The sequence below is a fragment of the Bacillus sp. GW821-FHT11D08 genome (genome assembly GCF_058808515.1).
This window is the reverse complement of record NZ_JBXARS010000002.1, coordinates 425,814-451,497: the sequence shown is the minus strand read 5'-3', so window position 1 is coordinate 451,497 and position 25,684 is coordinate 425,814. Positions and strand designations below refer to the sequence as shown.

Genomic DNA, 25,684 nt, shown 5'->3' with positions numbered 1-25,684 from the left:
TACCATAAAGTAGACCGGGATGGCATTTTCCCGCTGGATTTTCAAAAAGAAATAAACGGGAAAACCGTGTTTTCGAATAGTTTGAAGCTTTTTTCGGAATGTCATACACCTTTCAAAAATAATTTTTCGCTTTTTGAGCCGCCATTATCAGATGTATGTAAGGAGAAGCCCTTTTATGAGGAGACAGCATAAAAAAACTTGGCGGGGGTAGCGCCAAGTTTTTTCGGATCTTGATCTGATAGAGGGGTTGGGGAACAGAGAGTAACTTCTCTCTATAACTAAATGATAATGATTATCAGTATCATTGTCAATCGTTTTTTAAAACTTTTTTCAAATGAACAAAAAAAGCGGCATACAGCAGCCGCTTTAAAGTAACCCGTCCTGTTCATATAAATAAGAGTAAGGCAGATCGATAAATAAATACATATTGTCATCCATCGGGTATGAAAAGGTTCTGATCATCTCACCTGTCTCAATATCACTGTACAGGTCACTGAAAAAGCCTTTTCTTGAATTCCGCATCTTCATGATATTTTCTAAAAAGTACGGACGCCAGCTCCAGTTTTTCTCCATGTATTCAGGCTGATAAAGCCATTCGCCGGACTGCTTGAACACATTTCCCGTCAGCTGATAGCCTTCTTCATCACACATATAAATTCTGAAACAGCAGTCCGTCAGGTTTTCCGCCAGTTTTTTAATAAACTCATCGTCCGCCTGATGGGTTTTCTTCAGCTCGGAAACTGCCTGATTGACCCGCTTATAAAAATTCTCAGAGTGTTCATATACCGTTTCCAGCTTCTTTTTTTCTCTCGTAATAAATCGCTGAAACTCCGTTTTCAAGCGTGCTTTTAACAGGCTCCGGTCTATAAAATCCCCGCTCGGCGCCTGCAGATAATAGCCTTGAAAAAATCGGCCTCCGTTTCTCCATGCGTACTGGAGCTGGAAATCAGCTTCTATATCTTCATACAGCAGCGCGGCGCCGATTTTTCTCGCCAGCAATGAAATGCTGTACAGCACATGCTCATATGATGGTGACGGCTGAGATACCTTCAGCGCCTGCAAATCTATTTTCAGAAGGTCCGGTGAAAGGAGCGCGATTCTGTCCAGGTTGCTGCTCTCCTTACCTATATTGTCCACCGCTATTTTAATGCCGTATGTACGATAGTAGGCAAGCATATGGTACAGCTGTTCAATGTCGCCTTCGAAATTGTGCTCGGTGATCTCAAGCACAATACGGTTCAATTCAATGCCCTGCTCTTCGTATTCTTTCAAAAGCTCAAGAAAGCTTTCGCCGTGGTCAAGCATCAATACATTCGCATCCTGATTGATAAAAATCAACAGATCACGGTCAGCTTCTTTAAACCGCTCCAGCGCCTGCCTGATGACTCTGTCATCGACCTCAAGCTTATATTCTTCCGGAATGCCGGAATCTAAGAAAAACGGCCCGAGGCTCTCAATCTCCGCATCTGCCAAAATCCGCCCAAGCACTTCGTAGCCTACGACTCTTTGTTCCTCAGCGTTAAAAATCGCTTGGTAATACGGAATGACATCATCAATATTCGTCAGTATATCAAGTGGGTCCAACATGTTATCACCTGCTTCTCTATCTTTGTCTGATTATACACAATTATATCAGCACCACAAATGTTTAGATTAGGGGAAAAGGAGGCAGTATGGCCGCAGCTTAAAATAAAAGGGGGACATTTTTAAGATCACTCTTCAGACCGGTTAATTAAGGACGTTATTCATTTGTTTCACAATCACAAATAAAAGGATAAATATAAGAGCATTATAACCGGCAGCTGTCCAAAAATAATGGCTCCAATCAGTGCTGTTAAATATCCAATCATCATCATGTTTCAACTGAAAGAAAGTTCCTTTTTTATCTAAAGTGCCAAATGTAAGAGTTGTTAACCCGCCAACACTCTCGGAAACGTCAACTCCATACATTGAACCGGCAGTATCAGTATGATTTATTGGCATATACGTGTAATCAGATAAAATTGTTTCCGCCAGCTTGGCTGGCAGAGACACATATAATACAGCCGATGTATCGCCTCCGAGCCCACTCAAATACTCCCTGGCTTTAATAAATTTCGTTTCATCAGGAAAATCGATGTGATATAGCTTTTCAAATCTGATTATTTCATCAGATGTAAGATTGGTATTTTGATAATACTCCGGAGTAAAAGCACAAATAATAAAGTACCAAATATTAAAGATGATAACGAAACTGCTTACAAATAGTACAACGAACCATTTTAATAATTTCTTCAATTAATCGCCCCTTAATCTTTCAAAATTATATCATAATTTTGAATAGAAAATAAAACAAGCGAACGGCGGCTTTAACGTTCGCTTGTTTTGCAAAATAATCAATATATGAAAAATTAAAACGGATAAGGATTCAGCCATTGCCCCCCGTCCATTGTGATACAATCCCCGTTTATGTAGGACGCTTCATCAGATAGCAAAAACGCTGCCAACGCGGCGATTTCTTCCGGTGTGCCCAGCCGGCCGAGCGGCACACTGTTCATAGTGCGGGACACCGCTTTTTCCGATTCAAACAGCTTCTCCGCACCGCCTGTCCGTTCAATCGGGCCTGGGGCTATCGCGTTTGTGCGGATGCCGTATTTGCTCCCCCATTCAACGGCCAGCGTTCTTGTCAGTGACAATACCCCCGCTTTGGCTGCAGCGGAATGAACGACACCCGCTCCCGCTCCCCATGCGTATGTAGCGGCCATATTTAAGATGACGCCCTTCTGCTCCTGCTCGATCCAATGCCTTGCCGCTGCTTGGCTGCAGAAAAATGTGCCGTTTAAAACAATCTCAATAACAGCTTTCCATCCATTGGGTGTCAGCTTCTCTGCCGGGCAAATAAAGTTGCCGGCCGCATTGTTAATCAGCGCATCGAGCCGGCCAAAGACTTTTTTCGCTTCTGTAATCATGTCTGAAGCGGCGGAATCAGAACGGACATCCATTTGAAAACAGGCGACCTGCCCCTCAAAGGTCTCAATTTCTTTTTTTGTTTCCTCAAGTGCTTCATGGTTCCTCCCTGTCACCATGACGTGCCATCCTAATTCAGCCTGTTTTTTCGCCATTGCTTTTCCCATGCCGCTTGAACCGCCTGTAATGATTACCGCTTTCTTATCCATAACAAACCCACCCCTTTTTATTGAATGAATAATCATTCATAATTTTATCACAGATGTCTTTCCGCGTCATTACATGCTGAGAAGGGATTTTTCAGCCAAGCTGATGATATAATAGAACAACTCTGACAAAGGTTGGTTTTACATATGGAGAAAATGACCAGAAGAACATTTTTAAAAAGAGGATTCGGCATTTTGGGTACAGCTCTCGCAATGGCTTGCGGAGGTTACGGCTATGCCCGGTATATTGAACCGCGCATGATTGAGATCACCCGGCATACAATCACCAGCCGCCTGATCCCCCGCGGTTTTGACAATTTTAAAATCGTTCAATTCAGCGATACGCATCTCAGTGATGTGTTTACATCCGGTGACTTGAATAAAGCAGCGGAAAAGATCAATCAGCTGAAACCCGATCTGCTCATCTTTACGGGAGATTTAATTGATAAGCCGCATTTATTTAATGATCACCAGCATGCACTCGCCGTGCTGCAAAATCTTGAAGCTCCCTTCGGCAAACTTTGTGTTTACGGAAACCATGACCACGGAGGCTACGGTACGAACACGTACAAGGCTCTGATGGAAGCGGCTGATTTTCAAGTGCTTCGAAACGGCTACCGTCAGGTGCAGCTGACAGATGGAAGCCGGATTGAATTCGCGTTTTTGGATGATGTAATGCTCGGAAAACCCGATTATGAAGGCACCCTGTCACGCCTTTCCGAAGATGCGTTTTCCATTTTAATCGTCCACGAGCCTGATGCCGCTCTCAAGATAGGCGGATATCCCGTAAACCTCCAGCTGTCGGGACACACTCACGGCGGCCAGGTCCAGCTCCCGTTTTTCGGCCCTCTTATTACGCCTCCTTACGGAAAAACGTATACCGACGGCATGTATACGCTGCATGACACAGGCGTTTACGTCAATCGCGGGCTCGGTACGACAAGACTGCCGTATCGATTTTTAGCCAGACCGGAAATCACGCTGTTCACATTGAAAACCGAGCAAAAATAAGACTTTTATCCTGATGCACAGACACCCCCTCCGTAATATGTATATGGAAAAGAGCAAAAAGGAGGGTGATGAAACTGCTGACATATCAAGTGAAACAAGGAGAAACCATCTCAAGCATTGCGCAAGACTTCAGAATAAGCACTGCTGCTCTCCTTCAGGCAAATCCCTCAATCCAATCGGTCATATACGCGGGACAGCATATTATCATACCGAATCTTCCCGACCCATCCACCATTCCCTACTCCATCATCGTGTATATCGGAGCGAAGAAACTGGAGTTATACCGCCTTGGCAGGCTCATCCGTACGTATCCCATCGCAGTCGGAAAAATATTGACGACCACGCCGACCGGAGAATTTTACATCGTGAACCGCCAGCCTAAGCCCGGCGGCCCGTTCGGCGCTTATTGGCTCAGCCTCTCTAAAATTCATTACGGCATTCACGGAACAAATAATCCTTCCTCCATCGGCAAAGCGGTATCAAAAGGATGCATCCGGATGTATAATCAGGACGTCACTGAACTTGCCGCTGCCGTTCCTAATGGAACAAGGGTGACTATTATAAGATAGAAAGATCTTATTTGTTAATGGAACGAGCTGATGATAATATATTACAGTGGGACCTTTAGGGTAAGGAGCGTGTTTATGGATATATTTAAAAATCGCAATTTTGTCCGTCTCTTTTTCGCAGCACTCGCTTCTCAAATGGGAACGACTGTAGGTAATATGGCTTTCGCTTTTTACTTGCTGGACCATTTTTCAAACCAGCCGGCATACACGACTTTGGCTGAGCTGATGTATTCACTGCCGACAGTTTTCGTATTTCTGATTGTCGGTGTCGCAGCTGACCGGCTTGATAGGAAAAAGGTCGCAGAGAATTGTGACTGGATCAGAGCCGGACTGACGATCGTATTGTTTGCCGCATTATACACCGGGAGCATCCCTCTCGTGTTCTGTATTTTGTTCATCAGAAGCGCCGTGACCAAGTTCTTTTTCCCGGCGGAAGCCAGCCTTGTACAAGCTATTCTGCCTAAGGAGCATTACGCGAAAGCGGCGGGACTTAACCAGATCCTGTTCAGCATCTTCATGGTATTCGGTGTCGGTATAGGCGCGTTTATGTATAAAACGATCGGTATTCACGGAGCCATTATCCTTGATTTTGTCAGCTTTATTGTATCAGGCTTTCTGATCCGCGCGTGCCGCATTCCGAAAGAAGCCCGTCAGCCGAACGGCCCTTTTAAATGGGGAGATTCGTTTCTGAAAGACTCGGTCGCTGATTTTAAGGAAGGGATCGTATATATTGTTAAAAACAAATTGCTTGCTTCCCTTATTTTCGGCTTTTTTATCTTTGGTTTTGTCAACGGCGGCTTTGCCGTACTGCCGATGTTTACGATGAAATACGGACTTGCGCCTGATCATTACGAATCACATACTTCCATCTTCACCGTCGCACTCGGCTTCGGCCTGCTTGCAGGAAGTGTGATCGGAACGATGATCGCAAAAAAAGTCAAACCGCATCATTTGATGTCGATTCCTATTTTGGCAGCCGGACTGCTCATTTTTGTCCTCGGCTATACGGATAAGCTGTGGATTTATTATATGGCGGCTTTCGTCCTCGGCATGTGCATCGGCCCTGTCAATATCGCCATCGGCGGCTGGATGCCGAAAATCGTTCATCCGAAAATAATGGGCCGGGTCAGCGGCTGGCAGGACCCTTTTATGATGTTTGCCCAATCGATTACACTCGGACTGGTCGCCCTGTTATTTCCGAAATTCGTTACCAATATTGATTACCTTTATTACGGCATGGGAATCGTGATTTTAGCGGTATTTGTGTTCTATTTTATCGCTCTTCCGAAATACAGCGCCGAGGCAGCAGAGATCGATGTGCAACAATCATTAAAGGCTGATTCTGAAAAACATGCAAAACCTGTCTAATAAAGGAAAAAAATGCGCCCTTTTCATCAGAAAAAGGCGTATTTTTATAATCAATATTTGCATTTCAACGCTAAAAAAGTATAATCTATATATGAACTTGATCAATGCAAAGGAGAGAAATAATGGACGACCACGCTTATTCGAAAGAGCTGCAGCCAACCATCGAGAATCTTTCAAAAGCTGTTTATACTGTGAACCGCCATGCAAAAACCGCCCCCAACCCTAAATACCTTTATCTGCTGAAAAAACGGGCATTACAAAAGCTTGTGAAAGAAGGCAAAGGGAAAAAAATAGGGCTTCACTTTTCAAATAATCCCAGGTTTAGCCAACAGCAGTCAGACGTACTTATCTCTATCGGAGACTACTATTTTCACATGCCTCCAACAAAAGAAGACTTCCAGCATCTTCCGCATTTAGGTACGTTAAATCAATCGTACCGTAATCCTAAAGCACAAATGTCTTTGACAAAAGCGAAAAACGTATTGCAAAAATATGTGGGCTTAAAGGAAAAACCGCTTGCCGCCAACAGGCAGCAGCCCGCTTATCATAAACCCGTATTTAAAAAACTTGGTGAGAGTTATTTTTAATTCCGCCGCAAAAAAGCCGATGCGTCATGCATCGGCTTTTTTCTATTCAATCACGTACGTATCCACTTTTTTAATGAGCTCGCTGATTTCAGGCTTGCTGATCTGTTCATCCGCTCCGACGACTTCGCCCCGGTGGCGCAGGTCGTCTGTAATCAGGGACGAGAAAATCATAATCGGCACATCAGAGCTTTGCGGGTTATCCTTAAGGAGCTTCGTCAAACGATGCCCGTCCATTTTCGGCATCTCAATGTCACTGATAATCATGTCAATATGGTCTGACAGGTTTGCTCCGTTATCCGTCAGTTCCACGACGTAATCATACGCTTCTTTTCCGTTTTCAAACGTAACGATTTCACTGTACCCCGCCTCAGTCAGCTCATCCGTCAAAAGACGCATCAGAAGCGGCGAATCTTCAACGATGATCAGTTTTTTACCCGCCCGTCTTTCATCAAATCCTTCCTGATGGACATGATAAGTCTCAACTCCGGATGCCGATTCAATATCATAAATGATCTTTTCATAATCAGGCAGAAAGATCATCGTGTCTTCCAGTTTGATGATTCCCGTTAAATGCCGCTCCATCCCCTGGTTCAAGGAAGTCGGCTTTTCAATCGCCTCCCAGGACACCCTGTGGATTTGTGAAACGGAACCGACGTGAAAGACGATTTTCCGCTTGTTGAATTCCGTTACGATATATTTATCGTCTTTTGCTCCTTCGGCATCAACGCCGAAAAAGGTATACAGACTGATGACGGGAAGAATTTCGCCTCTCAGCTTAATCATCCCTTCTACGTCTTTATGAGACTGAGGCACAGATGTGACATCTACCGGCTGAATGATTTCCCGGACTTTCATCACATTTATGCCAAATGTATTGACACCTACTTCAAATTTGACGATTTCTAATTCGTTTGTGCCTGAATCCAATAAAATATCGTATTGTTGTAAAGACAATTCAATCCCTCGCTATCCGCATTCAGTATTGTACTGTATATATCGGCTGGAAACGGAAAAAGTGAATGTATTCGATCCAACTGGCCATGAACTCTTTATAAAAAGATGCTTTTTTCTGATATCCCATTGACTTTTTGACATCGAGTGGTAAAATAGTCAAGGATTTTTCAGGAAGAAGGGTGTAATAAATGGGTACAGTAGTCATATTCGACCAAGATCAAATGACGGTGTTAGAAGATATCAGCAAAACGGCTTACCTGCAAATGAAAAAAGAGGCGAAAGAGCGTCCCGACAAGCCCGCTCCATACATCTTATGGCGGGAAGACGTCAGCTTTGAATACGGGTATTAATGACATTCGCCACATATCACAATAGATAGATCATGATACAATGAAGACAATCATTTCAGCTGGTTGTCTTATTTTTTTCTGAAAGAAGGTATGTTTTCACATATCGGACATATACTCGGGATAGTTCAATAAAAAGATGACAAATGCTCAGCTAGTGGTAAAATAGGATAAACTCAATATATAGTATAAGGTGATGAATTATGGAACATTTGCTTAATCCGAATGTAAAAGAAATTGAAATTTCAGGAATTCGCAAATTCTCAAATCTTGTAGCTCAGCACGACAATGTCATTTCGCTTACGATCGGTCAGCCGGATTTCTTCACGCCGCACCATGTCAAAGCGGCTGCCAAAAAGGCAATCGACGAGAACGCAACGGCATATACTCCGAATGCGGGCGGCCTTGAGCTGAGACAGGCCGTACAGCTTTATATGAAGAAAAAAGCTGATTTGAATTATGAAGCTGAAACTGAAATCATCGTCACAACCGGGGCAAGCCAAGCGATTGACGCGTCTTTGCGGACGATTTTATCTCCGGGCGATGAAGTTATTCTCCCCGGACCGATATATCCGGGCTACGAACCGATCATCCGCATGTCGGGCGCCGTTCCGGTCCATGTGGATACGACGACACACGGATTTAAGCTGACGGCGCGGCTCATTGAAGAATCGCTGACACCAAAAACAAAATGCGTCATTCTTCCTTATCCGTCAAATCCGACCGGAGTGACATTGTCTGAGGAAGAGCTGCAAAACATCGCAGCCGTCCTGAAGGGCAGAAATGTTTTTGTCCTGTCTGATGAGATTTACAGCGAATTAACCTATGACAGACCGCATTATTCGATCGCGTCTTATTTGAGAGACCAGACGATCGTCATCAACGGCCTGTCAAAATCACACAGCATGACGGGCTGGAGAATCGGTTTCATTTTCGCACCGAAAGAAATTGCCAAGCACATCTTAAAAGTTCACCAATACAGTGTGACATGCGCGTCTTCAATCTCTCAGAAAGCGGCTCTTGAAGCGGTGACAAACGGTGTTGATGATGCGCTTATTATGAGAGAACAGTATAAAAAGCGGCTTGACTATGTATATGACCGTCTTGTTTCAATGGGGCTTGACGTCGTAAAGCCGTCAGGCGCATTTTATATCTTCCCTTCCATTAAGTCATTCGGAATGTCATCGTTTGATTTTAGTATGGCTCTTTTAGAGGATGCAGGTGTGGCTCTTGTGCCCGGCAGCTCGTTTTCAAAGTTGGGTGAAGGGTATGTGAGGCTGTCATTCGCATATTCACTGGATACATTGAGAGAAGGCTTGGACCGGCTGGAAGCATTTATTTTAAAAACGAGAGAATCCATGCAGACTATTTAAACAACGGCATAACGCCGTTGTTTTTTATTGTTTCGGGAATGTAATATGAAAGGCCGTGCCTCTATCCGGTTTGCTGTCTACTTGGATGGCTCCCTGGTGGTTTTTAATAAGGTTGAATGTGACCATCAGCCCCAGGCCGGTTCCTTTTTCTTTCGTTGTCAAAAACGGTTCGCCTATTCGTTTCAGCACGTTTTCCGGTATCCCGTCACCCTCGTCTTTCACCGTCACATTAACGGAATACTCATCTTCTGTCATGATGATGTGAACCGTTCCCCCATCCGGCATCGACTCAACGGCATTTTTAATCAGATTGATAAACACCTGTTTCAGCTGATTTTGATCACCGTTAATATACATGCTGTCATGTTCGTAATCCGTTTTGATAAAAATCCCTTTAAGATTTGCCTGCGTCTCTAAAAGAGCGGTCACTTCACTTATAATTTTCTTTAAGTTTACACGCTCTTTCACGGCGTTTTGCTGAGGTTTGGCAAGCATTAAAAGCTCACTTAAAATCAATTCGATTCTGCTCAGTTCAGAAAACACAATTTCAAAGTAATGTTCGTTTTCCTCCATCGTCGGCTTCATGAGCTGTAAAAATCCTTTGATCGCCGTCAGCGGATTGCGGATTTCGTGAGCGATTCCCGCCGCCAGCTGCCCTGCGATAGACAGCTTCTCCGACTTCAGCATTAATTCCTCCGTCTGCTTCCGCTCAGAAATGTCACGCAGAATGACCTGCACGGCCGTTTCTCCGAAAAACGTCGTCGGAATGCAGACCATTTCCGTGTAGATCAGCCGGTTTTTAAAGGTAAACCACGACTGCTTAATGATTTCTGACTCGGTCTTTCGGTCGATAATATTTTGGATCCGCTGTTTCACGCCGTCATGATCGCAGGGATGAAGCTGATCATAGACGTTTTTCCCAATTAAATCTTCATATGTTTCAGCCTCAAACAGCGAAATGCCCGACTCATTCATGAATACCCATTTATCATTGTGAATCACGGCGATCGTATCAATTGAATTCTGAATGAGGAGCTGATAACGCTCTCTGCTTTTTTGCAGAATCGTTTGGAATTTTTTCCGTGAAGAAATATCAATCAGAAGCAGCAATTCCGCCCGCTGATTTTTATATGTCGTCGGTGCCGCCTTTACTTCTAAATGAACGGGCGTGCCGTCGAGCCTTCTCCACGTCTGTTCGATCATTCCGACTTCCATTCCTTTTTGCATCCGCACAATTCGGTTTTTCACAATGTCGTGATACTCTTCTTCAATAAACTCATAAGAGCGCCTGCCGATTACCTCGTCTTTGCTTTCGGCTCCCAGCATGGCAAGCATCGCGTTGTTGGCGTAGGCGATTGTGCCGTTGATGCTGACATATAAAGGATTCGGCAGCATTTCGACAAGACGCTCGAATTCGCCGTTTCCAGCCGCATCTTCCGACTGTTGTTCTGCCTTTTGCTTCTTTTGTTCATACATATAAGGCCGGCGGGGCGTCTTCTCCTCAAGCACCTTGATTTTGAGGATGATTTCCCGATCCGTCCCCTCCATTTGCGGTGTGACAATTTCCACACCCGCTTCAAGCCATACGATGGTATGATCTTTTTTAATAAGACGAAAGGTGCAAGGCATCAAATGATGCTCATTATAGAAGTAACTTTCAACCAAAAATTGATCTTCTTCATGCAGGAACGTTTTGAGAAATGAGCCGATCATCTCTTCCTGAGAATAACTGAAGTACGATTTGCAGTTTGCAGAAATATACATAATACGCCCGTTAGACGTCAAAACGGCATGAAGATCGGTTTTCGATTGAAACTGTTTGACATGCTGAGTATCCTGTTCCACAGAATCCCTCCTTTGCATTATACTCGCACTGCAGGCTGGACACGGACTGATATAAAAAGAAATTCCACTAGATTGATTCGCTAAAAAATGAGCATTCTCCTTCTATTCTTATTGTGAACGTCAATTTTCCTGAATGAAAGAAAGGGCGCACGAGATGTTCGGCCGCCCTTTCATTTGTTATTTTTTATTGTATTTCTTTTCAAGCTCTTTGTAAGCGTCAACTGCTCCCTTGGCAATGTTTTTACTGACGGGATCGTGATCATCCTGAACAGTCGGTACGACGACGCTGAATGCCACTCTTGGATGTTCTGACGGATAGTAACCGACAAAGGTCAGGTTATACGTCTCTTTCCCCCACCAGTTTTTGTTCGTGCCGTAATAGTGCGTCTGCGCGGTTCCCGTTTTTCCGGAAACATCAGCGCCGGAACCCTGGAATGTTGAATAAGCCGTTCCTTGAGGTGAGCTTGTAACCAACTTCATTCCTTTATGAACTTGGTCAAAATCGCTCGGACTGTTATTTACTTTGTTCAAAATTTTAATATCTCGCTGTTCAATCGCTTTTCCAATCTTGTTTTTGCTGTCCGGTTCATGAATGCTTGTGACGATCCGCGGCTGGACGCGATACCCGCCGTTTGCGATGGCTGAAATATATTGAGCCATTTGAAGCGGCGTATACGTATCAAACTGTCCGATCGCAAAATCCAGCAGCAATCCCCCGACCAATTGCGGATTTGACTGCATGCCCGCTGATTCCTGCGGAAGATCAATCCCGGTCTTCACACCCAAACCGAATTGGGCGTAGTAGTTGCGCATTTTTTTAATATCGTCTAATCCGGCAGGCAGCGTACCGTGCGGGACGTAAGTAATGCCGGCGATATGCATGGCCACATGAAACATATACACGTTTGAACTTCTTTGCAGCGCAGTCAGCTCAGTAATGGCTCCCATTTGTGTCCACGATTGTTTTTTCGTGTCGCCTTTAAATACAAGCGGTGCATCGACAAACGTTTTATAATGCGGGAGGCCGCTTTGGTAACCCGCGAGAACAGTCGCTCCTTTAACAGAAGAGCCCATCTCATATTGGGTCGTAAATGCTCCGATCGCAAAATCCTGTGTTTTATTTGTTTCGAGATCGATGCGTTTCCCCGCCATTGAGAGAATATCCCCGTTGTTCGGATCCATCATGACGGCAAATCCTCTGTCAACCATAAAGTTGCCTGCGGCGCGGCTTCTTCTCAGCTCTTTTTCAATGACTTTTTCGACTTTCGACTGTAATTCCATATCGAGCGAGAGCTGCAGATCGTAGCCTCTGCTGCCTTCATCGACGGGCTTTTGGCTGACGACTTCACCTTTGCTGTTTTCCACATACTCAACTTTTTCTTTATGCGCGTTTAAATAGTCTTCATACTGATATTCAATGTAGCTTTTTCCCACTCGGTCATTCAGTGAATAGCCTCTTGTGACATAGTAATCTTTCCGTTCGCCCAACAATCCCTGTTCCGGTGTCGTCACACCGCCGAACAGAGAGTACAGTGTTTTGTCGTACGGATATTTCCGCGTCCAGTCATTGATTACGTCAATGCCGGGGAGCTCTTTCAGGTGCTCGGATACGACGGAAACTTCTTCATATGTCAGGTCGCTTTTTGGTTTTTGCTTGTTGTTTTCATGCTCGTCAAGCAGTGAACCGCTGTTTCCGTTTCCGTTCAGCTTATTCGGGTCCATTGATTTGACGACTTGCGGCTGATAGGCGTTGCCGCTTGAAAAACGCGTATAAATCGCCGCGATTTGCAGCTCTTTTTTATTTTTTTTGATCGCGTCAATCTCCTGCTTCGGGACGCGTTCAATCTGGCGTTTGTACACTTCTTGGGATTTCAGGCTGTTTTCTGAATCCTTCATAAGCTTTTCCGCCTTCTTCGGATGTGCCGCAAGCCAGTAATCAATGATATTTCGATCCTTCATAAATTCAGTATCAATATGAATCAGTGCGGCGAGATTTTTTGCCGTTTTCAATTTGTCCTTAGCCGAGGTTTTTGAGGTAGAAACATATACAATTTCAGGCACAGCCTGGTTATCAACCGCCACTCTGTTCCGCTTGTCATACATCTTTCCCCGCGGTGTCGGATAATAGGCGGTTTTTGCATTTGCCTTCTCCGCATCCTGGCGGTGTTTATCCCCTTCGACAATCTGGACGATGCCGAGTTTAAAAATCAGTGCCGTAAAGAGAAGAAAAACAATCAAAAAATAGAGATTCATTCTCAGCGCTCTGTAACGTTTCGTTTTTTTCTTTGGTTCGCGCGCGACTTCAGCCACTTTCTGTTACACCTCTCAAATCATTGAATATATTTACATAAACAGATTTTAATTGTAACATTTTTGTAAAAGTTGTTACAGCGAAAACGGGTAAAAAAAACTGTCAAGATCAAATTATCTTAAAATATATCTAACACTTCAAATAATTTGAAGAGATGTAACGGATTTTAAAAAATAAATACAGATCGTTTTTCCTGATATAAAGCCATTTTTCTGTGCTCAATTACAATTATGACAAACGTTTGTTGTCAAAGGAAATGGCTGCCTGCATTATGACAAAAAAGCTGTGATAAGATTTTTCATGTAGAAAAAAACAACTTCTCTGGGAGGCTATAAACTTATGAAAAAAGCATTTCTCTTATCTGCCGCCGCGGCAGTCAGTTTGATTACATTCGGAGGCATTCAGCAGGCATCTGCCAAAGAGCTGTCATGCCAGCACGTCGTTACCGTGAAAAAAGGAAACACCGTACAGCATCTGACTCTTCAAGAGGCTATTGAAAAACTACATATGAAAACGAGCGTGAAAAAGCTGAACGTTAAAAATGAGAAAGAACTGAAACAGCAGCTGCAAAAACACGCAAAGCATTCTGACATGACAGTTAAAAATGTTCAAAAAGAAACACCGGCAAAAACGGCTCCGGCAGCTGCCGAAAAACCGAAAGCCGAGCAAAACCAGCAAAACCAGGCTGCTGACAATGCAAAGCAGACAGATAACACAAACAACAGCAGCGAGAAAACTCCTTCTTCTGTCAGTGCGTACGAAAAGAAAGTCGTTGAATTGACAAACGCAGAGAGACAAAAGCAAGGTTTAAAACCTCTGCAGATTGATGATAAACTAAGCAAATCCGCTCACGCAAAATCACAAGATATGAAAGACAAAAACTATTTCGATCACCAAAGCCCTACTTACGGCTCACCTTTCGATATGATGAAATCTTTCGGAATCACTTATAAAACCGCCGGTGAAAATATCGCCAAAGGACAGCCGACTCCTGAAGCTGTCGTTAAAGCTTGGATGAACAGTGAAGGCCACAGAAAGAACATCATGAATCCTGAGTTCACTCAAATCGGTGTCGGTTACGTAGAATCAGGAAACATCTGGACACAGCAATTTATCGGAAAATAAATAATAAAAAAGATTGCCCCTGCGGGCAATCTTTTTTATTTCACCCAAAGCTTATAAATACTTTGAGTTCCGCTGTTTTCTTCACCTTGCGCGGAAAGCTTGTCGTATAATGATTTGGCAAGTGCCAATCCGGGCATTTCTTCTCCCATCAGCTCCGCTTCTTCAAGGGCGATTCCCATGTCTTTAATAAAGTGTTTCACGTAGAATCCTGGTGCAAAATCGCCTTTCAGCATACGGGGAGCGAGGTTGGACAATGACCAGCTTCCGGCAGCTCCGGTTGTAATGCTTTTCAGCACTTGTTCCGGGTTCAGACCGGATTTTTCAGCGTAAGCCATCGCTTCAGCCACTCCGACCATTCCCGCTGCAATCGCGATCTGATTGCACATTTTCGTATGCTGGCCGCTGCCGGCCGGACCTTGATACTGAATGTTTTCCCCCATAACGGAGAAAAGCGGCAGGCATGCTTCAAACGCTTCTTTTTCTCCTCCGGCCATAATGGCAAGCGTTCCGTTCCGCGCGCCGATGTCTCCGCCGGAAACGGGTGCATCCAGAGCGTGAATGGATTTTTCTTTGGCCTGCTCCGCAATCTTTTTCGCCAGAGACGGTTTTGATGTCGTCATATCAATGACAAACGCCCCTTCTTTTGCGTGCCGGAGAATGCCGTTTTCGCCGAGATAGATGTCCTCGACATCACTCGGATAGCCGACCATAGTAATAATAATGTCAGCTTTCTCTGAAAGGTCTTTGACCGTCTCCTGCCAGACCGCTCCCTTATTCAGAATTTCTTCCGCTTTTTGTTTCGTACGCGTGTAGACTAAAACAGGATAGCCCGCTTCTAAAATGTGCGATGCCATACTGTTTCCCATGACGCCCAAACCGATAAATCCGACCGTTTTGTTCACTGCGCTTTCCTCCCCTGATGCGATTCATATATCACTCTTTCATGTCTATATTACCATATAATAGGCTGATAGAATCCGCGTTACAAGGTGAATTTAGAAATGGCGCTGATCAGATCTTCGCTCGCGCTCTTTAACATATCAGTCGATTGCTTTACTTTTTCAAGCGTAACGAGCTGTTCATCAGTAGAAGCATTCACTTCTTCCGCCGCTGCCGCAGATTCTTGAGAAATGGCAGAGATGCTTTGAATCGCTTCTTGAATCGCGGCTTGTTCTTCACTCATTTTTTGAATGTCATTGTAAATATGATCTATACCTTGAACGAGAGACTGCATTTCCGTCGTAATCAGATTGAGGACCTCACCCGTTTCATGAATGGCGCTGTTTTGTTCATCATTCATTCTGCTTGCCTCAATCATCGCGTGTGACGCTTCTTTTGTCTCTGATTGAATCAGCCGGACCGTCTCACTGATATGGCCGGAAGAAAGAGCTGATTGCTCAGCAAGCTTGCGGACTTCTTCCGCGACGACGGCAAAGCCCCGGCCGCTTTCTCCCGCTCTCGCGGCTTCAATGCTCGCATTCAGCGCCAAGAGGTTCGTCTGGTCCGAAATGGCGGATATTGCCGTCACGACTTCTTCTATGTTTTTCGTTTGTTCTTCCAGGTCATTCAGCATTGCCTCTACTTTTTTCGTTTCTGAATTGGCTTCGTTTGACTTCATCAGAAGCTGCCCGAGCGCGTCCAGTCCTTTGTAGCTGGCATCCTCTGAAGATTTTGAGAGTTGTTTTATGCTGCCTGCGCGATCTGCGATTCCTTTTATTTTGACCGAGAGATTTTCTGATTTTTCATTGATCGTCTCAACCTCTGATGCTTGCTCTGTCGCTCCGGCGGCGACTTCCTCTATCGCTTTTGCGATTTGTCCGCTCGTTTCATTTGTTTCTTGTGAAATGACGGTTAGCTGGTCAGATGTATCAGACACATTTTCTGAGGAGGCCTTAACCTGTTCGACCATCTCTTTCATATTTTCAACCATTTGGTTAAAGTCTTTTGTTAACTCGCCTACTTCATCTTTTGATTTCGTCCGGGCGCGGACGGTTAAATCTCCCGCTGAGACCGAATTTGTTTTCGCGATCAGCTGCTGAATCGGCCCGGTTATCGTTTTTGCAAGGAAATAACTGAGGCCGATCGTAATCACAAGAGCAATCAGTGACATAAAAATGCTCACCGTGTTCATTTTATCGGCTACTCCCATCAGCTGATCTTTTTCAAACTGCGTTCCGACTTTCCACCCTGTTTCTTTTACCGTTTGGTAGACGACCATGTTCCCCTGCAGCTCTTTGATGCCTTCTTTATCCGCAGTGAGGTCTTTTAACGTCTGATCTTCCGAAATATTTTTTCCCTGTTTTTCCGGATGCGCCAGAAGAGAGCCGTTTTCATCCGCCAAAAACGCAAATCCTTTATACGGTACCTTTTGCTCGTTGACCATGCTCTGAATGGAGGACAGCTTCAGATCTAAGCTCGCCACTCCGACGACGGTTCCGCTGTTTTGAATGGCTTTTGACGCCGTCACGATCATGTCTCCCGTCACTGCATCTTTGTAAGGGTCAGTCCAGACAACCTTATCGGGTTTTTCGGCCGCCATCTTATACCACGTTCGATTTGTCGGATCATAGTCTTTGGCAAAGTCGGCCTTTGGATATGTAAACATTTGTTTGTTTGCGGTTCCGACATACGCAAGCGCGACATATTTGTCATTCTGTCCGATCTGTTTTAACTCATCATTAAAAAGCCGCGCGGTTTCTTTCTTCCCATCTGATAGAAAAGACCGGGACAATTCACCGCCTGCCAATCTCAATAATACGGTCTCATCATTTTTCAGCTGAAGCTCAATGTTCTGACCGAGTGAATTGGTGACATTCTCTGTCGTACGTTTTGCTTCCTCCGTCATCATCGGCTTTAATGTCAAATATGAAGAAACCGTTAAAAAAACAACCGTTACGATAAGCATTGCCGATACAAACACAACAATTTTGATGTGCATTTTTTTAAACATAACCATCCCCTCCTGAGAGTTATATCGGTCTTTCGGCCAAGAAAATGAATAAACCTTGAAATAAATATCAAAAATTTCCGCCATTTGGCGCAGCAAAAAAAGAGCTGTCGTACCGACAGCTCCGCCTTACGTAAAATATTCGATTTTCGCTTTCGGGAAATAGGTTTCGATATAAGATTCCAGTGTTTCCCTTAAAGCATGCTCTTCGTCTTTTTGGTATATATACTTGCCGATTCCGTAGCGTCCCCATTTGTATCTGCGCTTTTCTTCATCAAGCTCAAGCTTTGTTTTCGGATAGTTCTTCTCAATCACCCGTTTGGCCGGTTTTGTAAAACGGTGCTGGATCAGTTCAAATGTGATGTCATGCCGAACGTCTTCATCAAGCGCCGCATCCAGTTTCTCAAACAGTTCCTTATAGCCTTCCTCCCAGCCATCGTGAATATAAATCGGCGCCACGATGAAACCGAGCGGATAGCCCGCTTTAGCGACTTTGACGGCGGCTTCTATCCGTTTGTCGAGCGGAGAAGTTCCCGGTTCAAAGTTTTTAATGACATAATCCGCATTGATGCTGAATCTGAACCTAGTCTTTCCGTTATGTTTTGCATCAAGCAAATGATCGACGTGGTGAAATTTAGTCACGAATCTGAGCTGTCCCAATTCGCTTTGTCCGAAATGTTCAATGGCTCTTTTTAATGTATGTGTCAGATGATCGATTCCTACGATATCAGACGTACAAGAGGCTTCAAATCTTGTAAATTCCGGCGCCCGTTCTTTCATATACTCATCAGCCTGATCCAGAATCTCTTCCACATTGACATATGTCCGGATGTAAGGCTTTGACCCCATCGTCGTCTGCAGGTAGCAATAGTGGCAATGCCCCATACAGCCCGTCGCAAACGGAATGGCATATTCGGCGGACGGCTTTGAAGAATCGAATTTCAGTGTTTTCCGGACGCCGATTACCAATGTTGATTTCGCGTTCCGGTATTGCTGCAAGTGATTTTTTCCCGGAATATTCCGGACTTGATTATGCGATGTCGTTTCTCTGATCTCAAGCCCCATGTTTTCAAACTTATTCTTCAGCTCTTTTCCTAACGGGTATTCGAGCGCTCTCGGTTCAATATAAACAAGCTGGGGCACAAACGGCTTCAGCATAGACAGACACTCCCTTTACATATTCTCATGTTGTTACTTTCCGTTTAAAAGAGAGTGAATATGCGTTGTAAACATTTCCTTTGATCAATGATACCGGTCTTCTTCAAAAAGCTCGCTGTAAAGCGCTTCCGCTTCCTCATATGTCGAAAAGACCGCGTCATCTTCGGCCAGCGGATGATAGGTTTCGTATAAAAACAGAGACAGTTCTCCCTCATGATACGGGTGATGGACGATCTCCGCCTCTTTAATATGGGCAACATTGGCGGCATGCGGATTGCGGTAAATCACATAGACCGTATCCCCCGCTGCAAATGATTTTGTCATGATAATCCCTCCTGTTGAAAGTTATTGTTCCCCCCTTTTTTCCGAATATGAAAAAAACCAGACGGCTTACACCGTCTGGCTTTTGTATTACTTATTGAATGTTTCTTTAACGAATGCGACAACCTCTTCTGTCGTGCTCATAGACAAGATTGTTTCTTTGAATGATTCAGCTTCTTTTTTAGAAAGCTTGCTGATCTGCGTTCTTGCCGGAAGGATGGATGTAGCGCTCATCGAGAACTCATCTAAGCCTAAGCCGAGAAGAATCGGAATCGCAATTTCGTCTCCCGCCATTTCTCCGCACATGCCGACCCATTTGCCCTCTTTGTGAGCGGCTTCAATAACAAGGGTGATCAGACGGAGAATCGCCGGATTGTATGGCTGATACAGATAAGCTACGCGCTCGTTCATGCGGTCAGCAGCCATCGTGTATTGGATCAAGTCATTTGTTCCGATACTGAAGAAGTCAACTTCTGCGGCAAACTGATCTGCGATAACGGCTGTAGACGGAATCTCTACCATCATACCGACTTCAATATCGTCAGAAACCGCTACGCCGGCTTCGACGAGTTTTTCTTTTTCTTCGAGAAGAATCGCTTTCGCCTGTTTAAACTCGTTTACTGTCGCAATCATCGGGAACATGATTTTTAAGTTTCCGTATGTACTTGCACGAAGCAGCGCACGAAGCTGAGTTCTGAAGATTTCTTGCTCTTCAAGGCAAAGGCGGATGGCTCTGTAGCCTAAGAACGGGTTCATTTCTTTAGGGAGCTGCAGGTAAGGAAGCTCTTTGTCGCCGCCGATATCCAATGTCCGCACGACAACTGATTTTCCTTCCATACGCTCAAGAACCGTTTTATAAGCGTCAAACTGCTCGTCTTCCGTCGGAAGCTGGTCGCGTCCCATGTAAAGGAATTCCGTACGGTAAAGCCCTACAGCTTCTCCTCCGTTTTCAAGAACGCCTTTTACATCGTCAGGTGTGCCGATATTTGCGGCAAGCTCTACATGATGGCCGTCTTTAGAAACAGTCGGTTCATTGACGAGCTTCGCCCACTCAGCTTTTTGCGCCAGGTAAGCACTGTGCTTTTCTTCATATTTCTTTAACGTTTCACTGGAAGGATCGATGATCACATCACCATCGATGCCGTCTACGATTACCGTAACACCGTTTTCAATTGTCCCTGTAGCCGCTTTTGTGCCGACGACAGCCGGAATTTCAAGCGAACGGGCCATGATCGCGGAGTGTGAAGTACGTCCGCCGATATCAGTTGTAAAACCTTTTACAAACTGGCGGTTTAATTGCGCCGTATCAGACGGTGTCAAATCTTCAGCCACGATAACAACCTCTTCTGAGATCATGCTCGGGTTCGGAATTTCCACGCCCAGCAGGTGCCCCGTCACACGTTTTGTTACGTCACGGATATCCGCCGCACGCTCTTTCATGTATTCGTTATCCATTGATTCAAACATAGTAACGAACATGGAAGCTGTTTCTTTCAAAGCGAATTCAGCATTGACTGAATCTGTGCTGATTTTCTCCTTTACCGGGTTCAACAGCTCAGGATCACTCAGAACTAAAAGGTGCGCGGAGAAAATGTCAGCTTTGTCTTGTCCCAGTTCTTTTAAAGCATGCTCTTTAATTTTTTCAAGCTCTTCTTTAGAACGTACAATCGCTTCATCAAAACGGCTTACTTCAGCCGCAGCATCAGCAATGTTTTTCTTTTCAACCGTTAAGTCCGGCTCTTCAAGCCGGTATGCTTTCGCAATCGCAATTCCGGCTGAAGCGCCTATTCCTTTTAATTCTTGCATTACTCGCCGAGTCCTTCGCTTTTCATTGTTTCTTCTAAAGCGTTAAGAGCATCGTTTTCGTCAGCGCCTGAAGCGGAAATTGTGATTTCAGCGCCTTTAGCGATACCTAGAGACATAACGCCCATGATTGACTTAAGGTTTACTGTTTTGCCGTTATATTCTAAGTTTACGTCAGCATCGTATTTGCTTGCAGTCTGTACAAGAACTGTCGCAGGACGAGCGTGGATTCCGGAATCTGCTGTTACTTTAAATGTTTTTTGTGCCATGATTATCATTCTCCTTTAAATTAAAGCTATTTTACTACACAATATTATATCATACAGCCGTACTTGTCATCTGACAAGCACGGCGTATTTATATGCTTATTTTCCGATTTTCACAATATCTTTTTGTTCCCGTTTTACGGTACCTTCGGCCGAAAGGGAAATCGCTTCACCCTCGGCAAGATTTGTAAAGACAATCGGTGTCATTAATGAAGGAACATGAGGTTTAACCGCTTCAAGATCAACTTCAAGCAGCTTTTGCCCCGGTTCAACCCGGTCACCCTCAGAAACAAAAGAAGTGAATCCTTCGCCTTTCAGACTGACTGTGTCGATTCCGAAATGAATCAGGATCTCTCTTCCGCCGTCAGACTGAAGGCCGATCGCATGTTTTGTCGGGAAAACATTCAGCACTTTTCCGCGGACAGGAGATACGACGATTCCTTCTTCAGGAAGAATCGCAAAACCGTCACCCATCATTTTTCCTGAGAACACCTGGTCAGGCACATCGGTAATCGGATGGATTTCGCCGGTGATCGGAGAAGCGAACACTTCTTCACCCTGCTCGTTTCGGAGCGGATCTGCGATAACCTCTTCAACCTGCTGGCTGACTTCTTCTTGCGCGGATACTTTCGGTTCAGGGCGCGGCGTGCGTCCGGCGATAATATCCTGCATCTGTGTTTTTAAACCGTCAGAACGCGGGCCGAAAATGGCCTGAATGTTGTTTCCGACTTCAAGAACGCCTGAGGCGCCAAGCTGTTTCAGACGGGCCTTATCCACTTTCTTCTGGTCGTTGACCGTAACGCGAAGTCTCGTGATACAAGCGTCAAGGTGCTTAATGTTTTCCTGATCACCCATTGCCTGCAGGATTTCATAAGGAAGGTCGCCGGCTTCGCCTGAGGCGCCCGCACCTTCATCCGCAGCCTCTTCTTCACGGCCCGGCGTTTTCAGATTGAACTTTCTGATCGCAAACCGGAAACCGAAGTAGTAAATGACGGCTAATCCTAAGCCGACTGGAATGACAAGCCACCAAGCCGTCCGGTTAGGCAGAATTCCGAACAGGAAGTAGTCAATCAGACCGCCTGAGAAGGTCATACCGATTTTTACATGCAGCAGCTGCATAACCATAAAGGAAAGTCCCGCGAATACGCAGTGAATCGCAAACAGGATAGGAGCCACAAACAAGAATGAGAATTCAAGCGGCTCGGTAATTCCCGTTAAGAAACTTGTCAGAGCGGCAGAACCCATGATTCCGGCTACAAGTTTTTTCTTTTCAGGCTTCGCTTCATGATAGATTGCAAGCGCTGCCGCCGGAAGACCGAACATCATAAAGGGATATTTCCCCGTCATAAACGTTCCCGCCGTCAGCTGTACGCCGTCTTTGATCTGAGCCATGAAAATCCGCTGATCTCCGCGGATGATGTCTCCGGCCGCATCTTTATAGCTGAAAAATTCATACCAGAACGGCGAGTAGAAAATGTGATGAAGACCGAACGGAATCAATGACCGCTCAATCATCCCGAAAATAAAGGCCGCCAAGGTTGGATTCGCTTCCACAAGACCCGTGGAGAAGGAATTCAGACCGTGCTGGATCGGAGGCCAGATCACTAACATAATAAGACCGAGAATTAATGCGGAAATTGATGTGATAATTGGGACGAACCGCTTACCCGCAAAGAATCCGAGGTACTGCGGAAGTTCAATTTTATAAAACTTGTTAAACAATAACGCGGCCAGAACCCCGACGATAATACCGCCGAACACGCCCGTCGCCAAAGTGGGTATCCCCAGCATGTTAATATAGGCCGGATGGTTTTCCGCAAAAAACTTTGCCCGTTCAATTTTGTCAGACGGAATACTGCCGTTTGCCATAAGCACGGCGCTCATGGATACGTTCATGACCAAGTATCCGATAATAGCCGCGATTCCGGCAACACCGTCTCCGTTGGCAAGACCGATCGCAACCCCTACTGCAAAAAGAAGCGGCAGGTTGTCAAATACGATTTGGCCGGCGCTTTCCATGACATTCGCCACAAGCTGAACGTTATCATTGCTTAAGAAGTGCATGACTTGAATCATATCTTTGTTCTGCATGGCATTCCCTAACGCAAGCAAGATCCCCGCAGCCGGTAAAATCGCAACCGGAAGCATAAGAGCACGGCCGATTTTCTGGAGAACGCCGAATAATGCTTTAAACATAAAAGATGTACCTCCTCTGTTAGCTAGTGTGACCTTACAGCGAAAATTCATGACAACGAATTCACTGGCGCAAGTCTTCAGTTTAACCGTTTACATTTGCCCTTTTACACAACAAAAAAGGCATGAGTAAAAAGGGTGTGCAAAATAACGGGACCGTTCTTCCCGTTTTTTACCCTCAATCACTCATGCCTGATCGAATCAGTGACACGTTTTTAAGGTTTCAACTGAAATTATGAAATTTTATTGGTTAATCGGTACAAATGAAGCGTGAGATAAACCGCTTCCGCCTCATGAACTGGTTTTTTCAGTATTTGCTGCAAGATTTTTATCAGTTTCCAAGCAGTATTGTAGCATAGCGGGTATTCATTTTTCAATAATAACATTAACTTTTCTGGTTCTTTTGTCTGCTCTTCCCGATTAATCCTGTCTATGGTAAATCTGATATGCCGGATCAGCCGCAAATAGTGGACGCTTTCTTTATTCACTTTCATCTGGAAAGATTCCTCAATCACCTGAACGAGCCGGGACATCAGCTGTGAATGCTGATTGACCTCTGAAAGGGGCCGATTCGTCAGGGCGGAGTGGATATGCAGAGCGATAAAGCCGATCTCCCCTTCCGGAAGGCAGATTCCCGTCTTTTCATTAATCATGCCGACGACTTCACGGGCAATTTGGAATTCTTCCGGATAAAGCGTTTCGGTTTCCATGAGAAACGGGTTTTTAATGTCAAAACCCTGCTGCAGCCGCTTTACCGCAAAGGCGATATGGTCAGTCAGCGCAATATGGATATGCTCATTTAACGGTTGGCTTGTCCGCTTCTTGATATGATAAATGACGTCATTGGAGATGTCGACAAGTGTCTCGTCCACATAACCGAGGAGCTTTTTAAATTGTTTTTGTTCTTTTTCATCCTTTAAGATGAACATCTTGTCATACCCTTTATCTTCAATGACATCCGCTTGTTTTTTTCCAAAGCCGATCCCTTTTCCGATTAAGACGACCTCACTGTATCTATCATGTGTTGCGATGAGCACATTGTTATTTAATACCTTTTCAACTGTAAAGGACCCCTTCATGATCCTCAGCTCCTTTGTCATTCAATACCTCATATCGTACAAAACGAACGGAAAGCGCGTCAATTCTTTTTTTAGACGGTTGATCGTTCAATAAGGCGGTAATCAAGAACTTTCCTTGCCGGAGGCCCGCCGCTGATCCTGTTCTCAAGCATGTGAAAAGCCTGCTTTCCCATTTCTTTTGTTTGTATATCTATTGTGGAAATACCTAACATCTTGCTGATATCATGATTGTCGATGCTCAAAATCGCAAGCTCTTCCGGGATGCGCGTCCCGTTTGCCTTGGCTTCAAGGTAAAGACCTGCGGATACTTGATCATTCGCCGCAAACAGCGCAGTCGGTTTGTCATCCCAGCTCTTCCATCTATGAAAAAGGGCTTTCCCGTCAAGCAGCGTCAGCGCCTTTTCCACAACCAGCTCTTCCCTGTAAGGCTGCCCGATCTTCTTGAGCGCCTCTTTGTATGCGGCAATGCGTACTTGACTGTTTTTTCCCTTTTTTCTGGCCAGACTGATCGCTATTTTCCGGTGTCCCTTTTCTATCAGATAATCCAGACCGTGCCGAAATGCTTCCCGATGCGGATTACTGATGGAGGAAAGCCCTGCCGCATCAGTGTACTGGCAGAGGATGAGCGGTTCTTTCACGGTAAGCAGATGTTCATCAGGAATTGCTTTGGAGCAGATAATCAGGCCGTCCACTTGGCGCTCCTGTAACTGTGATAAGGCAAAACGTTCTTTTTGCTGCTGATAATCTGTCTGGTATAAAGAAAGATGCACGCCTGACGCTTCGGCAGCCTCGGCAATACCTGCAACAAGGTCTGCAAAATACGGAAGATTCACCGACGGAAGCACAACGCCGATCATATCGGAAAAACCTTTTGATAAATGCACAGCATGAATGTTGCGCGTATATCCGAGCGATTGCATCGCTTTTTTCACTCTTTCTCTTTTGTCCTTACTTACATAAGGATGATCGTTTAATACTCTTGATACCGTTGTAACGGAAACCCCGGCAGCGCCGGCAATGTCTCTGATCGTAGCCATGGCGTCCCCCTTTCTTTTTTTCCCTTGATCTGGAATGCGTTTCATACAGTAAGCTAGAAACAGAAACAGCCTATTCGTTTGAAAGGAGAAGAACAGCGATGGGGATTCTTTGCTTAATCGGTTTGTGTCTCGCCATACTCGGCGGCAGTTACCTTGCCATGCGGCCCCTGAATGAAAAGCATGACATCAAACCATTTCAGCATTTTGATGATTTTTTCATTTAAAAGGTGATAAAAAA

General features: G+C 44.9%; 22 protein-coding genes and 1 pseudogene. 8 read left to right on the top strand and 15 right to left on the bottom strand.

Annotated elements, in window-relative coordinates; translation table 11 throughout:
* Nucleotides 1-366: 366 nt before the first annotated feature.
* From AC1RRX_RS06015 to fadH, 3 genes are all read right to left on the bottom strand, one after another.
* Nucleotides 367-1,587 carry an EAL domain-containing protein gene (locus AC1RRX_RS06015; RefSeq protein ID WP_122503879.1) on the bottom strand — a complete coding sequence of 407 codons (1,221 nt, stop codon included), beginning with the start codon at nucleotides 1,585-1,587 and terminating at the stop codon, nucleotides 367-369.
* A 141-nt stretch (nucleotides 1,588-1,728) separates the two neighbouring features.
* Nucleotides 1,729-2,277: a hypothetical protein gene (locus AC1RRX_RS06010; protein ID WP_007409614.1), complete on the bottom strand. Its 549-nt coding sequence runs from the start codon at nucleotides 2,275-2,277 to the stop codon at nucleotides 1,729-1,731.
* Between the two features lie 113 nt (nucleotides 2,278-2,390).
* The gene (gene fadH, locus AC1RRX_RS06005; RefSeq protein ID WP_003154618.1) at nucleotides 2,391-3,155 is read right to left on the bottom strand and encodes a 2,4-dienoyl-CoA reductase; all 765 of its coding nucleotides are present in this window, start codon (nucleotides 3,153-3,155) and stop codon (nucleotides 2,391-2,393) included.
* A 144-nt stretch (nucleotides 3,156-3,299) separates the two neighbouring features.
* Here fadH and AC1RRX_RS06000 point away from each other — a divergent pair, with 144 nt between their 5' ends.
* From AC1RRX_RS06000 to AC1RRX_RS05985, 4 genes are all read left to right on the top strand, one after another.
* Nucleotides 3,300-4,163: a metallophosphoesterase gene (locus AC1RRX_RS06000; protein WP_007409612.1), complete on the top strand. Its 864-nt coding sequence runs from the start codon at nucleotides 3,300-3,302 to the stop codon at nucleotides 4,161-4,163.
* 74 nt (nucleotides 4,164-4,237) lie between these two features.
* A complete protein-coding gene (locus AC1RRX_RS05995; protein ID WP_095284082.1) occupies nucleotides 4,238-4,732 on the top strand; it encodes a L,D-transpeptidase family protein in 495 nt (164 codons plus the stop codon).
* A gap of 75 nt (nucleotides 4,733-4,807) precedes the next feature.
* Complete coding sequence (locus tag AC1RRX_RS05990; RefSeq protein WP_032868138.1) at nucleotides 4,808-6,100, top strand: MFS transporter; 1,293 nt, start codon at nucleotides 4,808-4,810, stop codon at nucleotides 6,098-6,100.
* A 122-nt stretch (nucleotides 6,101-6,222) separates the two neighbouring features.
* Complete coding sequence (locus AC1RRX_RS05985; protein WP_003154622.1) at nucleotides 6,223-6,687, top strand: YkyB family protein; 465 nt, start codon at nucleotides 6,223-6,225, stop codon at nucleotides 6,685-6,687.
* Between the two features lie 42 nt (nucleotides 6,688-6,729).
* Here the strand turns inward: AC1RRX_RS05985 and cheV are convergent, their stop codons facing one another.
* On the bottom strand, nucleotides 6,730-7,641 hold the full coding sequence (gene cheV, locus AC1RRX_RS05980; RefSeq protein WP_007409609.1) for a chemotaxis protein CheV: 912 nt from the start codon (nucleotides 7,639-7,641) through the stop codon (nucleotides 6,730-6,732).
* A 188-nt stretch (nucleotides 7,642-7,829) separates the two neighbouring features.
* Between cheV and AC1RRX_RS05975 the strand changes: the two genes are divergently transcribed.
* A complete protein-coding gene (locus AC1RRX_RS05975; RefSeq protein WP_007409608.1) occupies nucleotides 7,830-7,991 on the top strand; it encodes a hypothetical protein in 162 nt (53 codons plus the stop codon).
* A 200-nt stretch (nucleotides 7,992-8,191) separates the two neighbouring features.
* A pseudogene (locus tag AC1RRX_RS05970) lies at nucleotides 8,192-9,405 on the top strand (aminotransferase A).
* On the opposite strand, the gene AC1RRX_RS05965 reads toward AC1RRX_RS05970, so the two are convergent.
* Both AC1RRX_RS05965 and AC1RRX_RS05960 read right to left on the bottom strand, forming a co-directional pair.
* Nucleotides 9,386-11,206, bottom strand: a complete 1,821-nt coding sequence (locus AC1RRX_RS05965; RefSeq protein WP_015417363.1) for a PAS domain-containing protein — start codon at nucleotides 11,204-11,206, stop codon at nucleotides 9,386-9,388. The pseudogene AC1RRX_RS05970 and the gene AC1RRX_RS05965 overlap by 20 nt on opposite strands.
* A gap of 177 nt (nucleotides 11,207-11,383) precedes the next feature.
* On the bottom strand, nucleotides 11,384-13,516 hold the full coding sequence (locus AC1RRX_RS05960; protein ID WP_144463980.1) for a peptidoglycan D,D-transpeptidase FtsI family protein: 2,133 nt from the start codon (nucleotides 13,514-13,516) through the stop codon (nucleotides 11,384-11,386).
* A 340-nt stretch (nucleotides 13,517-13,856) separates the two neighbouring features.
* On the opposite strand from AC1RRX_RS05960, the gene AC1RRX_RS05955 reads away from it, so the two are divergent.
* Nucleotides 13,857-14,642, top strand: coding sequence for a CAP domain-containing protein (locus AC1RRX_RS05955; RefSeq protein WP_144463981.1), 786 nt, complete (start codon nucleotides 13,857-13,859; stop codon nucleotides 14,640-14,642).
* Between the two features lie 35 nt (nucleotides 14,643-14,677).
* On the opposite strand, the gene AC1RRX_RS05950 is transcribed toward AC1RRX_RS05955, so the two are convergent.
* The 9 genes from AC1RRX_RS05950 to AC1RRX_RS05910 form a co-directional block, all read right to left on the bottom strand.
* A complete protein-coding gene (locus tag AC1RRX_RS05950; RefSeq protein ID WP_025284653.1) occupies nucleotides 14,678-15,544 on the bottom strand; it encodes an NAD(P)-dependent oxidoreductase in 867 nt (288 codons plus the stop codon).
* An 80-nt stretch (nucleotides 15,545-15,624) separates the two neighbouring features.
* The gene (locus AC1RRX_RS05945; RefSeq protein WP_144463982.1) at nucleotides 15,625-17,592 is read right to left on the bottom strand and encodes a methyl-accepting chemotaxis protein; all 1,968 of its coding nucleotides are present in this window, start codon (nucleotides 17,590-17,592) and stop codon (nucleotides 15,625-15,627) included.
* 126 nt (nucleotides 17,593-17,718) lie between these two features.
* Nucleotides 17,719-18,747, bottom strand: coding sequence for a spore photoproduct lyase (gene splB, locus AC1RRX_RS05940; RefSeq protein WP_007409601.1), 1,029 nt, complete (start codon nucleotides 18,745-18,747; stop codon nucleotides 17,719-17,721).
* A gap of 84 nt (nucleotides 18,748-18,831) precedes the next feature.
* Nucleotides 18,832-19,071: a splAB operon transcriptional regulator SplA gene (gene splA, locus AC1RRX_RS05935; RefSeq protein WP_003154646.1), complete on the bottom strand. Its 240-nt coding sequence runs from the start codon at nucleotides 19,069-19,071 to the stop codon at nucleotides 18,832-18,834.
* An 87-nt stretch (nucleotides 19,072-19,158) separates the two neighbouring features.
* A complete protein-coding gene (ptsP, locus tag AC1RRX_RS05930) occupies nucleotides 19,159-20,874 on the bottom strand; it encodes a phosphoenolpyruvate--protein phosphotransferase (RefSeq protein ID WP_015417356.1) in 1,716 nt (571 codons plus the stop codon).
* Complete coding sequence (locus AC1RRX_RS05925; RefSeq protein ID WP_003154654.1) at nucleotides 20,874-21,140, bottom strand: phosphocarrier protein HPr; 267 nt, start codon at nucleotides 21,138-21,140, stop codon at nucleotides 20,874-20,876. The genes ptsP and AC1RRX_RS05925 overlap by 1 nt, the downstream gene beginning before the upstream one ends.
* A gap of 96 nt (nucleotides 21,141-21,236) precedes the next feature.
* The gene (gene ptsG / locus AC1RRX_RS05920; protein WP_007409599.1) at nucleotides 21,237-23,333 is read right to left on the bottom strand and encodes a glucose-specific PTS transporter subunit IIBC; all 2,097 of its coding nucleotides are present in this window, start codon (nucleotides 23,331-23,333) and stop codon (nucleotides 21,237-21,239) included.
* Nucleotides 23,334-23,563: 230 nt separating this feature from the next.
* Entirely contained in the window at nucleotides 23,564-24,409 is an 846-nt protein-coding gene (glcT, locus tag AC1RRX_RS05915; protein ID WP_014304910.1) for a glucose PTS transporter transcription antiterminator GlcT, read from the bottom strand.
* 71 nt (nucleotides 24,410-24,480) lie between these two features.
* Nucleotides 24,481-25,446 carry a LacI family DNA-binding transcriptional regulator gene (locus AC1RRX_RS05910; protein ID WP_015417354.1) on the bottom strand — a complete coding sequence of 322 codons (966 nt, stop codon included), beginning with the start codon at nucleotides 25,444-25,446 and terminating at the stop codon, nucleotides 24,481-24,483.
* Nucleotides 25,447-25,544: 98 nt separating this feature from the next.
* Here AC1RRX_RS05910 and AC1RRX_RS05905 point away from each other — a divergent pair, with 98 nt between their 5' ends.
* Entirely contained in the window at nucleotides 25,545-25,670 is a 126-nt protein-coding gene (locus AC1RRX_RS05905; protein WP_255764256.1) for a hypothetical protein, read from the top strand.
* The last annotated feature ends 14 nt before the right edge of the window (nucleotides 25,671-25,684 follow it).

Excerpts from the sequence above, each read along its gene's own strand:
- AC1RRX_RS06015 (WP_122503879.1), bottom strand. The coding sequence starts at position 1,587 with ATGTTGGACCCACTTGATATACTGACGAATATTGATGATGTCATTCCG.
- fadH (WP_003154618.1), bottom strand. The coding sequence starts at position 3,155 with ATGGATAAGAAAGCGGTAATCATTACAGGCGGTTCAAGCGGCATGGGA.
- AC1RRX_RS06000 (WP_007409612.1), top strand. The coding sequence starts at position 3,300 with ATGGAGAAAATGACCAGAAGAACATTTTTAAAAAGAGGATTCGGCATT.
- AC1RRX_RS05990 (WP_032868138.1), top strand. The coding sequence starts at position 4,808 with ATGGATATATTTAAAAATCGCAATTTTGTCCGTCTCTTTTTCGCAGCA.
- AC1RRX_RS05985 (WP_003154622.1), top strand. The coding sequence starts at position 6,223 with ATGGACGACCACGCTTATTCGAAAGAGCTGCAGCCAACCATCGAGAAT.
- AC1RRX_RS05975 (WP_007409608.1), top strand. The coding sequence starts at position 7,830 with ATGGGTACAGTAGTCATATTCGACCAAGATCAAATGACGGTGTTAGAA.
- AC1RRX_RS05955 (WP_144463981.1), top strand. The coding sequence starts at position 13,857 with ATGAAAAAAGCATTTCTCTTATCTGCCGCCGCGGCAGTCAGTTTGATT.
- AC1RRX_RS05945 (WP_144463982.1), bottom strand. The coding sequence starts at position 17,592 with ATGTTTAAAAAAATGCACATCAAAATTGTTGTGTTTGTATCGGCAATG.
- splB (WP_007409601.1), bottom strand. The coding sequence starts at position 18,747 with ATGCTGAAGCCGTTTGTGCCCCAGCTTGTTTATATTGAACCGAGAGCG.
- splA (WP_003154646.1), bottom strand. The coding sequence starts at position 19,071 with ATGACAAAATCATTTGCAGCGGGGGATACGGTCTATGTGATTTACCGC.
- ptsP (WP_015417356.1), bottom strand. The coding sequence starts at position 20,874 with ATGCAAGAATTAAAAGGAATAGGCGCTTCAGCCGGAATTGCGATTGCG.
- AC1RRX_RS05925 (WP_003154654.1), bottom strand. The coding sequence starts at position 21,140 with ATGGCACAAAAAACATTTAAAGTAACAGCAGATTCCGGAATCCACGCT.
- ptsG (WP_007409599.1), bottom strand. The coding sequence starts at position 23,333 with ATGTTTAAAGCATTATTCGGCGTTCTCCAGAAAATCGGCCGTGCTCTT.
- glcT (WP_014304910.1), bottom strand. The coding sequence starts at position 24,409 with ATGAAGGGGTCCTTTACAGTTGAAAAGGTATTAAATAACAATGTGCTC.
- AC1RRX_RS05910 (WP_015417354.1), bottom strand. The coding sequence starts at position 25,446 with ATGGCTACGATCAGAGACATTGCCGGCGCTGCCGGGGTTTCCGTTACA.
- AC1RRX_RS05905 (WP_255764256.1), top strand. The coding sequence starts at position 25,545 with ATGGGGATTCTTTGCTTAATCGGTTTGTGTCTCGCCATACTCGGCGGC.